This is a genomic window from Gottschalkiaceae bacterium SANA (assembly GCA_036323355.1).
GTDB lineage: Bacteria > Bacillota > Clostridia > Tissierellales > GPF-1 > GPF-1.
In genome coordinates this window covers 641,983-656,288 of the sequence record AP028876.1, presented here as the reverse complement: position 1 = coordinate 656,288, position 14,306 = coordinate 641,983, and the positions used below count along the sequence as shown (strand labels likewise).

Below are 14,306 nucleotides of genomic sequence, written 5' to 3'. Positions count from 1 at the left end.
GGAATTAAAATTTTCATCATGTTTATCACCTCAATATAATAATACCCGGTATAGAGATCATTGAGTCGACTCGTCCGTTAATTTTTTGTCATAATCTTTTCACGGATTTGTATTAATTCAAATAACTGTCCGAGGTACGACTGTGCCCCCGCGCCCGCCAAGTGAAAAGCGTAAGAATAAATGCAATCAATAAAGTCATGGACATAACAATGAGAATCCGATACCCAAGATCCGTCGTCACTTCTGAAATTCCTTCCATGCCCCAAACAACAACCAAGGAAAAAACCCAGTCTCGTTTTTGAAAAATCAGCACGGATGAAATAAACAATGCAGCTGTAATTACAATTAATGCGTATTGCATGGGCTCAAAAATAAAAGGATCCCAAGCCGCTTCCCGCAGATAAACCGCCCAAGCCAGAACTGTGCTAGCACTGAACCACGCTAAGGCGATACTCAAGCCAAAGGTCATACGAAGCGGCGCTTGGCTTTCGTACAAACGATGATAGGCAATACTAAAGAACAATACAGAAAAACTAATAAAAACAGCAGCCCAACCCAATCGACCTGTCCCCGTCGCATAAGCCCAGCCAACAGCAAAGCCTTGCCCAGTCAAATATGGAACCCCTAGGCTACCTGCAAACTTTGCCTGACCCTTTTGATGAATGACTACAAAGGAAATCGCCATGGTTATAATCACAAGAGGCCACACCATAAAAGTCAGTTCAGTTGGCGTTACATAGGTTTCAACACGACCATAAAGAGCCATCAGGGATTCTCCAAATCGACCCGTCCATAGGCTCGCAAAGGCAACCCACCAAACCACCATTCCTGCTCCGTTGATTCCTGTCCATAATGGTAGATTCTTTTCTTTCATTTTTTTATACCGCCTTTCTATGGCTTATTTACCCCAGGCAGTTGATTTCAATGCAAAAAAAAGACAATCCAAAAGGATTGTCTTGTGGTGGGCACTACTGGGCTCGAACCAGCGACCCCTAGCTTGTCGAGCTAGTGCTCTCCCAACTGAGCTAAGCGCCCTCACGCTAGCCTTATTGTATCGTAGCGTGAAGAAAATTTCAATAGTTGGAAAAATAGTCAGATTATTTTTATTTCGCCAATTGCACAATGGCTTTTTCATAAATTTCAGCCAAGGCAATCAATTCCTCAACTTCGATATACTCATTAGGCTGATGGGCCAAATGAGATGAACCCATGAGTCCTGGTCCAAAGGCAACCACATTGTCCATGGCACGGGCATATGTGCCACCGCCAATCGTAAATGGTTGGTTCTCTAGATCTCCTGTTACTTCCCGGTATACTCCCAGCAAGGTCTGAACCAAAGGATCCTGGATTTCCCGATAGATCGGTGCCAAATGACTAAGCTTGTCTGCCAACCATCCCTTTTTTACACTGGCAATAGACTGCATGGATTCCCAAACCGCATCCTCCTCCTTACTGATGGGATAACGGATATTCACCCGAAAATTTGCTTCTCCATTTTTGTATTCAAAAAGCCCTACATTGAAGGTTAATGCACCGTACTCATCATCCATCTTGCAGCCGAATGATGCGCCATCCATTTCCAAGCCAACCAAGTCCATATAGGAATCCAAACAGGGATCTTGAACCCCATGGTTCACAAGAAAATCAATTAAATGGGAAACGGCATTCTCGCCTGCTTCTGGTGTTGAACCATGAGCAGATTTTCCGATTCGCTTAAGTGAGCAAGTCATTCCTTGCCGTATCAACTCAAAGCGACCATCCTTAAGAATCTCCCCTTGAATCGACTGAATCCAATCTTCAATCCCCTCTCCGCCAAGAATCGCCGTAGCCGAATCAGGCACCATATTTACAGCGTTGCCACCCGCCAAAGAAAGAAGCTTCACTGCGGCTTCAGCCTGTGGAAATATTTGACTAAACTCTGCATCCAATATTCCCTTTTCTCCATGGATCAAAGGAAATGCGCCATCCGGAGTAAATCCAAGGGTAACACCACCCTCTTTTTCAACATAGTGATGAATGCCACCCCAACCCGTTTCCTCGTTGGTGCCAAAAATCATTCGCACACGCCGCTTTAAGGCTACACCCGAATCCATGACTCGCTTCATACCGTATAAGGCCGCTACTGCTGGTCCCTTGTCATCAATGGTTCCACGACCGAAGATCTTACCATCTGCAATATGCGCTTCATAGGGAGGAAAATCCCAACTATCGCCTTCTGGTACTACATCAAGATGAGCCAAAATACCAACAACTTCCTCGCCTTGACCAAATTCAGCGAAGCCTGCATATCCATCCAAATCTTTTGTTCGAAATCCCAAACGATCACATAATGCCAAAGCAGCATCCAAAGCCGCTTTTGGGCCCGGTCCAAAAGGCATGCCCGCTTCCGCTTTTCCTTCAACACTCTTAATTTGAATCAACGCCTGTAAATCTTTCACCATCGCTTGGGTTTCTGTCGTCCATTTTTTCATATTTTTTCCTCCAATTTCCAACTACTATCACTCTTTGCCCCTATTTTACCATATTCGTTCCATAAAAAAACTGGATGTCTCCATCCAGTTTCGGGTTTTGCTTCTAGAATACTTCTTTTCTCATAATTGTTTCAGATCGTTTTGGACCAATGGAGAACATATCAACCGATACCCCAGTCAATTCTTCAATTCTAGCTAAATATTTTTTCGCCGTTTCAGGCAGGTCTTCATAGGTTTCAATCCCTTGCATACTCTCAAGGCTCCAGCCCGGATGTTTTTCGTATACAGGCTGGCAAAGCGCCAAGGTCTGCAAAGATGCGGGGAAGGTTTTTACAACCTTACCGTTCAATAAATAACCTGAACAGATCTCTATTTCTTCCAATCCGCCCAAGGTATCCAACTTGGTAACGACCAAAGAAGTCAATCCATTGATCTGTGCTGTATATCGAAGCATCACAGTATCCAACCAACCACATCTGCGCGGGCGGCCTGTTGTTGTTCCGAATTCAAATCCTTTTTCCCGAATCCATTCACCAGTCTCATTTTCCAATTCTGTTGGGAATGGACCCTTACCAACGCGTGTCAAATAGGCTTTCACAACACCGATGGCTCCATCTAGATCAAAAGGCGACAGACCTGTACCAATGGAAACACCACCCGTTGTTGGGTGAGAACTAGTTACATAGGGATAGGTTCCAAAATCAATATCCAATAGGGTGCCTTGTGCACCTTCTAGCAAGATTTTTTTATCTGCTTGCTTGGCATCTTGTAAAAGTTCCACCGTATCCACGACATGAGGCTTCAGTTTTTCCAAAGCAGCCACTACTTCAACAACCGTTTGATCCACATCGAATCCTTCTACGCCGTAGAACTTTTCGATCAATTCATTTTTTCCTTCAATATTCTTACGAAGAATTTTTTCGAACACCTCTGGATAAAAGATATCTGCGAATCTGAGTCCGCTTCTCTCCATCTTATCCACATATGCCGGTCCAATCCCCTTAATAGTTGTGCCGATCTTCGCTTTACCGCGTTTTTCTTCCTTCAAGGCATCCAATTTAAGATGCGTTGGCAAAATGATATGTGCGCGATCACTAATGCGTAGATTATCAGTTGTTATGCCTTTTTCATTTAAGTATTGAATCTCTTCCAACAGTGCAAATGGGTTGACCACAACACCGTTGGCAATCACAGCCAATTTGTCAGAATAGAAAATTCCTGATGGAATCAAATGCAATTTATAGGTGTTTTCACCGATCACAACCGTGTGACCTGCGTTGTTTCCACCTTGATAGCGAACCACCAAGTCTGCTTTTTCCGCCAAATAATCCGTAATTTTTCCTTTTCCTTCATCACCCCATTGGGCGCCTAGTACAGTATAGGTTGACATGATTCATACCTCACATATTTTATTTAGTACAGGGTCTTTCGACCGAGATAATTCTACCAGAAAGTATAGATAGATGCAACGAAAATCCGTATGTTTTATAAAGTGTTGTCATAATCATACGCTTTATAGTCGGTATTTACTTGTAATCAGTGTTCATAACTTTCTGAGTTTACTAGATTCAGGGATTGACATTCCCTTAACACAAGATCTTGTGGATGATTTCCCCACATTATCCACAGTATCCACAGACTTATGCACAGACGTTCTGTGAATATCTTGTGGATTATCCACAAAACCTGAATAATAGTCCCTTTCCATCCACACTTCGTCCTCTTTTCCACAAATCAGAGACGAAGGCGCCCCCAATTCTTCGTGTTTTAGGGTTTTTACATAAAAAAACTACTCTTTTCCACAAAAAAATTTCCCTTCAGGAACGACAGGGCTCCTTCACGGGGTCGCTTTGCTCTCCCTTCGGGAACGACGGGGCTCCTTCTCTAGAATGAGGGAGGATCTCATCAAGTTCCCTACGGGGTCGCTTGGCTCTCCCTCCGGGAACGGCGGGGCTCTATTCCTAGAACGTGGAGGGGTTTCTTACCCTTCCTTTCCAAAACAAAAGGAAGGATTTCTCTTTCTCTCAAACAAGAGAAAATAAAATTCTCTCTTGTTTGAAGGAAAAAGTCTCCCCTCCTCGTTCATCGCTTTATGGTTCTATGCTCATAAACTTTGTATATTCACCACGGAAGGCCAATTTGACCGTTCCCGTCGGACCATTTCTCTGCTTGGTGATAATAACTTCGGCCAAGCCTTGATCCTCGGACTCTTCATCGTAATAGTCATCCCGATACAACATCAAGACAACATCGGCATCCTGCTCAATGGCACCAGATTCACGTAAATCCGACATAATCGGACGATGATCCGCCCGTTGTTCTGGCGCACGAGACAACTGAGACAAAGTCACAACAGGACAATCCAGTTCACGAGCCATTAATTTCAATCCCCTAGAGATCGTTGATACCTCCTGCTGACGGTTTTCGGTTTTCCCATCCGACGCCATCAACTGCAAGTAGTCAATCACAATCATGTCTAGTCCTCGTTCTGCCTTCATACGTCTGCATTTTGCCCGAATATCGTTCAGGGTTACCCCAGGTGTATCATCGATAAAGATTTTCTTCTCTGCCAACTTCTGCATCGCTGCAATCAGCATGGACCACGCTTCATTATCCAAATCACCCGATCGAATTCGGTTCAATTCAATATTTGACATGGAAGACAACATTCTCTGTGCCAACTGTTCTTTGGCCATCTCCAGAGAGAAAACAACAACCGTGGCATCTGCGTGAATCGCCGCATTCTCAGCAAAGTTCATGGCAAGAGTCGATTTACCCATAGCCGGACGCGCTGCAACAAGAACCAAATCTGAACGTTGCAAACCATTTAACTTGGCATCTAAACTGTTAAAGCCTGTGGTGATACCCGTTAACTTGCCTGCATTCTTTGATAACTCCTCAATCTGATCCAGGGTTGTCGACAAGATCTCCCGCATGGAGGTGATGGTTCCTGTATTCTTACTCTGAGAAATTTGAAAAATAGTCGTTTCCGCCTGCGCCAGAATATCAGTAACCTTGCGCTGATCCCTATAACTTTCCGCCATAATTTCATTGGAAGTTTGAATCAATCGGCGTAAAACCGCCTTCTCTTCAATAATTTCGCAATAGGTAGCAATATTTGCCGTGGTCGCCAAGGCGTCGGTTATGCCAATTAAATATGCCTCACCACCAACAGCTTCTAGCATATCTTTTTTCTTCAAATTTTCTGAAAGGGTAATCAGATCAACAGGTTCATTGGTGTTATACAATTCCATCATTGATTCAAAAACCAACTCATTGCCCTTGCGATAAAAATCTTCCGGATGTAGAATTTCCGAAGCTGTCACAATTGCATCTCGATCCAAAAGCATAGCTGCCAATGCCGATTGTTCCGCTTCTATATTATGCGGTGGAATCTTGCTGAATCGTTCTTCCATCACGCTCTCCTTATCTAGTCCTGGTCGACAACTTCTATTGTTACTTCCGCCTTGACCTTGGGATGCAATTTAATCTCAACTGGAAAACGGCCCAGCATGTTGATCTTTCCGCCCTTCAATTTCATCTTCTTACGGTCAATCTCATATCCCTTTGATTGTAAAACCTGGGCAATCTCTTTGATCGTAATCGATCCAAACAATTTGCTTCCAGCACCTGACTTGCTCTTGATCACAATTTGCTCATTTTCAATGGCTTCCTTGACTTGTCGCGCTTCCGCCAAAATTTCCTCGGCACGTATCTCTTTACCGCGATTTCGCTGTTCTACTTCTTTCAGCTTTCCACTCGTCGCTTCTGCCGCATACCCTTTTGGTAACAAATAGTTTCGGGCATACCCTTCCTTGGCGTTGATTACGTCCCCTTTTTTTCCAATGTCCTTTACGTCTTTCAACAATACTACTTTCATCTTATTCTTTCTCCTCTTCTATATATTCATCGATCGCCTGTTTCAGCATGTTTTTTGCCAAAGCCAAACTCGTATCGATTTGGGTTGCCGCCGAATTCATATGGCCGCCTCCCCCTAATTTCTCCATAATCATTTGCACGTTGATCTCATCCATGGATCGAGCAGAGATATGAATCCGTCCTCCATAATTTGTAACCACAAAGGATGCCCTCACCCCACGGACTTTCAACAATTCATCCGCAGATTGCGCGGCCACAAGTATCGAAATATCCGAATCCTGATCAAATTGAGACAAAGCAAAATAACTCTTATAGATTTCCGCTTCCTTCAATACAGAAGCCTTTTGTACCAAAATCGATAAATCATCTTTAAATAGCTTTCGAACCTCCATGGTATCCGCACCCGCTCGCCTTAAATAAGATGCCGCCTCAAAAGTCCTTACTCCAGTTTTATAGGTGAAGTTTTTGGTATCCACCGTAATTCCCGCCAATAAGGAATCTGCCTCATAGGGCAAAAGTTTCATGGCATCTCCCATATAACTAATGACTTCAGTGATCAGTTCACAAGTCGATGATGCATACGGTTCCATATACATCAAGGTTACCGGCTCAATAAAGGACGCCGTTCTGCGATGGTGATCAAATAAAATCAATTTCTGAGCCTTTGGAATCAAATTTGGTGCTTCTGATGAATCGGGACGATGATTATCAACCACAACCAAGAGATCGTTGGGCTGAAAGAGTTCTTCCGCTTGAGCTGGAGTCAAAAAGTTCTTGCTGTATTCCTCGTCCTCTGCCAATAGTCTCTGCATCAAGTTGTCAACAGAGGGGTTGCTTTCCTCAAAGACAATATATCCTTTTTTATCGAGATTCTGGACAATGGCCAAAAATCCAACACCCGCACCCAAGGCATCCATATCCGGCACCTTATGTCCCATAATAAAAACACGTTCACTTTCTGTAATCAATTCCTTCAAGGCATGGGCTATCACTCGAGCCTTGACTCGATTCCGTTTCTCTAGGGTCTTTGATTTTCCCCCATAGAAATTCAAGATATCAGCCTGTTTGACAACGGCTTGATCACCGCCCCTTCCCAGGGCAATTTCCATGGCAACTCCCGCATATTCATAGACCTTAGTAAAAGAATCACTGCCCGTACCGATCCCCATGCTTAAGGTAACTGGCATCGAATTACCAACATTGACCTCTCGAATTTCATCTAAAAGTTCAAATTTCCGTTCCATCAGCCAATTCAGCTGACGATAGTTCAACACCATCATATACTTTCCGTCATCATACTCCCGAAGAGCAGCGCTCATGCGAGCCGAGTAGCCATCCAAAATTCGATGAACCGCAGTATCGATCTCAGACATTTTAAATTCTTCTCTACGAGATGCCAATTCAGCATAGTTATCAATTTGGATCATAGCAATGCACGGTTGACTCATGACCAAACGTTCCTTCAAATCCGCCAATTCTGTTCGACGGATCCAATACAACATGGCAAGCCGCGTACTTTTATCGTCTTTAGGTTCAATCACATTGCACATCACTTGATAGGTTTGCTCGCCTAAAGAAACCTCTACCGATTCTTTTTCAAAAAGAGAAAATGAAAAATTAGGAATGATTTTGCCTATGCTCTCGCCAATCCATTCATGGCCCTCCATGGTCGTCTGAAACACTTCGTTATACCAAAGGATGGAACCATTCTCAGAAACCAAACTAAAGGGTACGGGAAGATTAAATATCAAGTCCCGCGTGACAAGGTCCATTTCTCCCGCCATGCCTTCCACAAGACGCGCCCATTGATGCTGATTTCCATTTTTTCGAATCAAATAATAAGAAAATCCATAAAAGAATACAAACCCCAATAATAAACTATGTCGAAGATTAAAAATTGCCAAAATACAAACCAACAAACCAACGCCAATTAAAATCTGGCGTTGATCAAATCGCGCCTTTTTCACCACACGCTGAATCTTTTTTTCTTCCTCTTCAACGCGATGCTTTCGATTTCTTTTGATTATTCGAATCCAACGTTTCAATTTCATATTTGTCTCCTTAGACTCCTGTACTCGGCAATCGCCGGAAGTTAAAGAATCGATCTAACATTCCCAACATCAGTACGGCATACTGAACCGCTGCAAATAACAAACTCATCACAATAATCAGAACAACAATCGTTTTGCTTTTTGTTCGCTGGCCAAGAATATAAATCACAACAGCCCACCCTTGCACCAAAAAAGCAGCCATAGCCAGGATTAAAATATTCTGCGTCAAAATTCCCGGCTCAAAAAAATTCCGATACTCCAAAAATATTCCCGCCAGATACATAGCTAAGATTCCAAAAGCCATACCTCGTGGCAAAACAAACAGTTTGAATTGCGGCATATCCGGCACCGCCATCTTGATCCGCTTTAAAATCATCACCATCAATCGCATATTAACATAAGCAATCAACATAGAAGTGATTAATAAGCTTGCTGGCAAGGTTCGTTTCACCATTTCAATCATCGCCGTAAACTGCGTAAGCATGAGGTCTGCCTGTTCCGCATCCAAGGTGGAGTTTGCTGCCACCGTCGTTTCTACGACACTTTGCATTTCCCCGGTTAAGCTAGTCACATACTCCACCATATCAATCCCGCTGACCAGCTGAAAAAGAACGGCTGCGCCGCCAAATCCAAGCAAGGCTGCAAGTCCGCCTATGATAATAATCTCACCAAAGCTTCTGGAATGATGAATTCCCCAGACCATTGCAATCGCAGGAAGACCCAAACTCATGGTCATAGACAAAGCTGCTATGGGCATAAACAGTAAAGAACAGACGCCCAAGCTTGCGAGTATTGCAATCACTGTCGCCTTCGTTCCTTGGCGATATCCCAAGACCAAAAATGGTAGCGGATATAAAAATAACACGGGTGTCAATAACATCTGTCCCAAATATCCAAGAACCGCGGCTAAGCCAACCATCATGGCGCCTTCGGTCATCATTCTTGATCGATTTTGATTCTCCATTCAGTAACCCCTCTCCATTCTAAGCAATTCTTCCCAACCTATAACTTCTATTATAACGGAAACCCCAAAAAGTGCAATCCACTCCCTTTTAAAAAGCCTGGAAAATCATCTTTTGCATCATACCCTTCAGGGGTTTGCTTGTTCAAGTGAAAATTGGCTATATATATGGTATTACGAAGTAACAAACAAGGAGGACTGAATGCTAAGTAAAACCTACGATCCCTTAAAAGGGAAAAAACTCGAAATCTTATCTGCTGAAGGAAAAGTCATAAAACCGAGCCTCATGCCAAAAGTCGATCTTGCAAGTGTCCGAAAATGGTATGAAACTATGGTATTCGCTCGTGTTGCTGATCAAAAAGCAATCCAATATCAAAGACAGGGCCGAATGCTCACCTACGCGCCAAGTATCGGTCAAGAAGCTGCTAGCCTAGGCGCCATTATTCCAACTGAAGAACGCGACTGGCTTGTTCCTGCATTTAGAGAGTTGGCTGGCTGGCTTCAAAAAGGAGCCCCCCTAGAAAATTTATTCTTATACTGGTATGGAAATGAAGCCGGATCCCTCCTTCCAGACTCTGTGCGCATGCTTCCAATCTCAGTTCCCATTGCCTCTCAACTGACCCATGCTGTCGGATTGGCCATGGCCATTGATTATGAGGAAAAAGACGAAGTGGTTATCGCCTTTTGCGGCGATGGTGGAACGAGTCAAGGAGAATTTCATGAAGCTTTGAATTTTGCGGGTGTTTTTGAATCCCCCGTTGTTTTCGTGATACAAAACAATCAATTTGCTATTTCTGTCTCTAGAAAAGATCAGACACGATCAAAAACACTGGCACAAAAGGCAATTGCATACGGGATCCCAGGCATTCAGGTCGATGGCAATGACTTATTTGCAATGATTGCCGCTACGCAAGAAGCCGTTGAAAGAGCCCGTGCCGGAGAGGGACCCACCTTAATTGAAGCCGTCACTTATCGCCTTGGCCCTCATACCACCTCCGATGACCCAAGTATCTACAGAAGCGATGAGGAGGTTGAAGAATGGAAGGAAAAAGACCCAATCCTTCGCTTGAAACGATATTTAATCTCCAAGAAAAAGCTCACAGAAGATGAAGATCAAGCCCTCTACAAGCAATTTGAAGAAGAGGTCAACACCATTTTTTCTCGGATTGAGGAAAGTCAATCACCGACCTTGGATGATGTTTTTTCCTATACCTATGCTTCTTTGACCCCAAACTTGGAAAAACAATTAAGAAATGCAAAACAATTTCTAGAAGGAGGCGAGTAGAATGACCTTGCTGAACAATATTGGTGCACTCAACCAAGCTTTTGACCAAGAGATGGAACTTAATCCACGCATTGTTATTTATGGTGAGGATGCGGGTTTTGAAGGCGGTGTTTTCCGCGCAACCAAGGGACTGCAAGAAAAATACGGCAAGAAACGTTGTTTCGATACACCATTGGCCGAAGCGGGAATCGTCGGTTCTGCCATAGGCATGGCCATTTACGGTCTTAAGCCAGTGGTCGAAATTCAATTTTCAGGCTTTGTTTTGCCTGCTTTCAATGAAATTGTTGCCCATGCTGCACGCTATCGCAATCGTTCCCACGGAAAATACCCACTTTCCATGGTAATTCGTATGCCGTATGGCGGTGGTATTCGCGCTCTTGAGCATCATTCCGAGAGCATTGAAGCTTTATTCGCCCATATTCCCGGATTGAAGGTGGTTATTCCATCAACCCCTTACGACACAAAAGGGTTAATGATTGCAGCCATTCGGGACCCAGACCCCGTCATCTTTATGGAGCCCAAACGCATCTATCGCGCCTTTAAACAAGAAGTTCCAAATGAGCCCTATACTGTGGAAATTGGAAAAGCCAAAATCCTTCAAACCGGTACCGATTTAACCTTGGTCGCCTGGGGCGCCATGGTTCGCGAAGCACAAAAGGCAATCGACCTCTTAAATGATTCCAATATTTCAGTGGAACTCATCGATTTAAGAACCATTTCCCCTATTGACCGAAAAGCCATCGTAACATCCACAAAAAAAACCGGACGATTTTTAGTTGTCCATGAAGCCGTATCAAGCTTTGGACCCGGTGCAGAATTAATTAGCCTAGTCACAGAAGACGCTTTTCTCTCATTAGAAGCTCCTCCTTCCCGCTTGACTGGCTACGATATCCCCGTCCCCCTTCCAAAAGGGGAACATCATTTTATGATTACTCCACAAAAAATCGCTTCAGAAATCAAGCGATTGATCGCATATTAAGGAGGCGAGAAGATGATTCGATTTCAATTTGCTGATATTGGAGAAGGCCTCACAGAAGGTCAATTGTTAAAATGGTATGTCGAACCGGGTGATTTAATCAAAGAAGGCGATCCACTTTTTCTAGTTGAAACCGACAAGGTCACAGCCGATATTCCCTCTCCGGCATCTGGTACCATTCAAGAAAAGTTTTACGACATTGGAGATCTCATTCAAGTTGGGAATCTGATGGTTATCATCAATGACGGAAAGGAAAGTACGCCTTCCCCCCCTAAGGTCGATCACCAACCTCTCGCTGAGAAGAAATCGTCAGCAGGTGTTGTCGGTCAGCTAGAGGTTTCGAACGAGGTAATTCCTGGAGCAGAAAAACAGTCACAAGCAAAAAAACATCAAAAAGTGCTAGCAACCCCTGTCGCCCGAAAATTGGCCAAAGATCTGGGCATCGATATCCAAGACATTCAGGGCACCGGACCAAATATGCGTGTCATGAAGGCCGATATTCAAAAGGCTGCAGATCAATCAATTCCTTCGCAATCACCCACCAGCGAAAAAGTGGCAAAAAGCACTGTCACTAGCGGCATTGATAGACCGCTTTCTCAACTGCGTAAAACAATCGCAAAAAACATGCAGGCCTCCAAACAAAACATCCCTCATGCCGTATCTATGGACGAGTTGGATGTCACACACCTGGTTGCCTTACGAAAGGCACAAAAGGAGGCTGCTAAAGAAGAGGGGATCAAACTTACCTTCCTTCCTTTTATCATTAAGGCGCTAGCTTTTGGATTACAAGAACATCCCCATATGAATGCAAGTCTTGATCTTGAAAAGGGACTTCTTCGCATCCATAAAGAAATTCACATTGGCATCGCCGTTGATACCCCGGATGGATTGCTTGTCCCCGTCATTCGAAATGCCAATCAGAAAGGAATCTTGCAATTGGCCAAGGAGATTCAAATGCTTGCCGAAAAAGCACGCACTCGAACCCTCACCTTGGATGAAATGAAAGATGCTACCTTTACCATCACCAATTATGGCGCTGTTGGGACGAGCATTGGCATCCCCATCATTCCAAGGGGCCAAGTCGCCATCCTCGGCATTGGCCGAATTCAAGAAAAACCGAGTGTCATCAACAAGCAAATTTTGCCACGCCATCAACTGCCCATTACCATCAGCATTGATCATCGTGCATTAGATGGTGCCGATGCTGGGCGACTGTCAACAAGCCTGCGCAGAGTCTTGGAAAATCCAATGGAACTGCTATTGAGATAGAAAGGAGATCCTCATGTATGACATCATCGTAATTGGAGCAGGCCCCGGTGGATATGTGGCAGCTATCAAAGCGGCACAACTGGGTGCTAATGTTGCCTTAATTGAAAAGGAAGCCTACGGCGGCGTATGCCTCAATTGGGGTTGTATCCCCACCAAAACCCTCCTAAAGAGTGCCAAAATCTATCAAGAATTCCTCCATGCGGAAGACTACGGTATCGTGATCGATGATCAATCCAATATTCAACTGGATTGGACCCGCATACAAAAGCGTAAAAACCAAGTCGTTAAAAAAATGACCAATGGTGTCCGCACCTTATTGAAAAAAAATGGTGTCACCCTCTACAAGGGTTTTGCAGAAGTCGTCAATAGTGGAAGTGTCCGCGTTAACGAAGAAACCCTGGTAACAAAAAAAATCATTCTTGCCCTGGGTTCTCACCCCCATTTACCAGAAATTCCTGGACTGAATACCGCCTACCAAGATGGGTTTGTGAAGACAAGTCGAGAATTACTAGACCTTAAAGAAATACCAAAATCTTTAATCATTATAGGCGGCGGTGTCGTCGGCATTGAATTTGCCACCCTCTTTCAAGCACTCGGCAGCCAGGTGACCATGTTGCAACGCTCCGATCGAATCCTTGCTAAACAGGATTATGATGTCCGCGTTCTGCTGGAAAAAGTCTTGAAAAAATCAGGCGTTGAAATCGTCTATCATACAAAAATTCACTCCATTGATCAAAACATGATCACAGGAGATACCAGTGGCACCCCTGTGACTTTTACGGGCGAACAAATTTTATTCAGTATCGGAAGAATTGCCAATACAAAGGGAATTGAATCCTTGAATTTGAAGATGGAGAAGGGAAAAATTCAAGTGTCAGACACCATGGAAACCAGCATCCCCGGCATTTATGCCATCGGGGATATGAACGGCAAGGCCATGCTGGCTCATGTCGCCAGTGCAGAGGGAATCATCGCCGCTGAAAATGCCGTGCTTGGCAGTTCAAGGCCTCTCAACTACAAGAAGGCACCCGCATGCATCTACTCTTTTCCAGAGGTGGGTTCCGTAGGTTACACGGAAGAAGAGGCCAAAAAGGAAGGGCGATCCATCAAAATTGGCCGCTTTCCTCTAGCAGCCAATGGCAAGGCCATGGCCGAAGGACATACAACTGGATTTGTTAAGCTGATTGCAGACAAAGACAGCTATGATGAAATCATCGGCATTCACATCGTCGCCCCCAATGCGACTGATATGATTGCACAGGCTGTTGCCACCATGGAACTTGAAGGCACTTTGCAAGATCTGGCTCACGCCATCCATCCGCATCCCAGCATATCGGAAGCTGTTATGGAAGCTGCCCATGGAGGCATGGACCGACCCATCCATATCTATAAAAAAAAGGAGCAGGAATAATTT

General features: G+C 44.2%; 11 protein-coding genes and 1 tRNA gene. 4 read left to right on the top strand and 8 right to left on the bottom strand.

The window, feature by feature from the left end; all coding sequences use genetic code 11:
• Nucleotides 1-112 precede the first annotated feature (112 nt).
• The 8 genes from AC25CA_RS03245 to AC25CA_RS03210 all read right to left on the bottom strand — a co-directional run bounded on the left by AC25CA_RS03245 (nt 113) and on the right by AC25CA_RS03210 (nt 9,365).
• The gene (locus AC25CA_RS03245) at nt 113-874 is read right to left on the bottom strand and encodes a hypothetical protein (protein WP_486815607.1); all 762 of its coding nucleotides are present in this window, start codon (nt 872-874) and stop codon (nt 113-115) included.
• 85 nt (nt 875-959) lie between these two features.
• Nucleotides 960-1,035: transfer RNA gene (locus AC25CA_RS03240), tRNA-Val, on the bottom strand.
• A 68-nt stretch (nt 1,036-1,103) separates the two neighbouring features.
• Nucleotides 1,104-2,471 (bottom strand): dipeptidase PepV, encoded by a 1,368-nt coding sequence (gene pepV, locus AC25CA_RS03235; RefSeq protein ID WP_486815606.1) that lies wholly within the window; start codon nt 2,469-2,471, stop codon nt 1,104-1,106.
• A 103-nt stretch (nt 2,472-2,574) separates the two neighbouring features.
• Nucleotides 2,575-3,861 carry an adenylosuccinate synthase gene (locus AC25CA_RS03230; protein ID WP_486815605.1) on the bottom strand — a complete coding sequence of 429 codons (1,287 nt, stop codon included), beginning with the start codon at nt 3,859-3,861 and terminating at the stop codon, nt 2,575-2,577.
• A 700-nt stretch (nt 3,862-4,561) separates the two neighbouring features.
• The gene (dnaB, locus tag AC25CA_RS03225) at nt 4,562-5,887 is read right to left on the bottom strand and encodes a replicative DNA helicase (protein WP_486815604.1); all 1,326 of its coding nucleotides are present in this window, start codon (nt 5,885-5,887) and stop codon (nt 4,562-4,564) included.
• Between the two features lie 14 nt (nt 5,888-5,901).
• Entirely contained in the window at nt 5,902-6,351 is a 450-nt protein-coding gene (rplI, locus tag AC25CA_RS03220; RefSeq protein WP_486815603.1) for a 50S ribosomal protein L9, read from the bottom strand.
• Between the two features lies 1 nt (nt 6,352).
• The gene (locus AC25CA_RS03215; RefSeq protein ID WP_486815602.1) at nt 6,353-8,401 is read right to left on the bottom strand and encodes a DHH family phosphoesterase; all 2,049 of its coding nucleotides are present in this window, start codon (nt 8,399-8,401) and stop codon (nt 6,353-6,355) included.
• Nucleotides 8,402-8,411: 10 nt separating this feature from the next.
• A complete protein-coding gene (locus AC25CA_RS03210; RefSeq protein WP_486815601.1) occupies nt 8,412-9,365 on the bottom strand; it encodes a YybS family protein in 954 nt (317 codons plus the stop codon).
• Between the two features lie 199 nt (nt 9,366-9,564).
• On the opposite strand from AC25CA_RS03210, the gene pdhA reads away from it, so the two are divergent.
• The 4 genes from pdhA to lpdA are packed head-to-tail and all read left to right on the top strand — an operon-like array spanning nt 9,565 to nt 14,303.
• Entirely contained in the window at nt 9,565-10,647 is a 1,083-nt protein-coding gene (pdhA, locus tag AC25CA_RS03205) for a pyruvate dehydrogenase (acetyl-transferring) E1 component subunit alpha (RefSeq protein ID WP_486815600.1), read from the top strand.
• 1 nt (nt 10,648) lies between these two features.
• Nucleotides 10,649-11,626, top strand: a complete 978-nt coding sequence (locus AC25CA_RS03200; protein WP_486815599.1) for an alpha-ketoacid dehydrogenase subunit beta — start codon at nt 10,649-10,651, stop codon at nt 11,624-11,626.
• Nucleotides 11,627-11,638: 12 nt separating this feature from the next.
• Nucleotides 11,639-12,892 carry a dihydrolipoamide acetyltransferase family protein gene (locus tag AC25CA_RS03195; protein ID WP_486815598.1) on the top strand — a complete coding sequence of 418 codons (1,254 nt, stop codon included), beginning with the start codon at nt 11,639-11,641 and terminating at the stop codon, nt 12,890-12,892.
• Nucleotides 12,893-12,905: 13 nt separating this feature from the next.
• Nucleotides 12,906-14,303, top strand: coding sequence for a dihydrolipoyl dehydrogenase (gene lpdA / locus AC25CA_RS03190; RefSeq protein ID WP_486815597.1), 1,398 nt, complete (start codon nt 12,906-12,908; stop codon nt 14,301-14,303).
• Nucleotides 14,304-14,306: the final 3 nt, after the last annotated feature.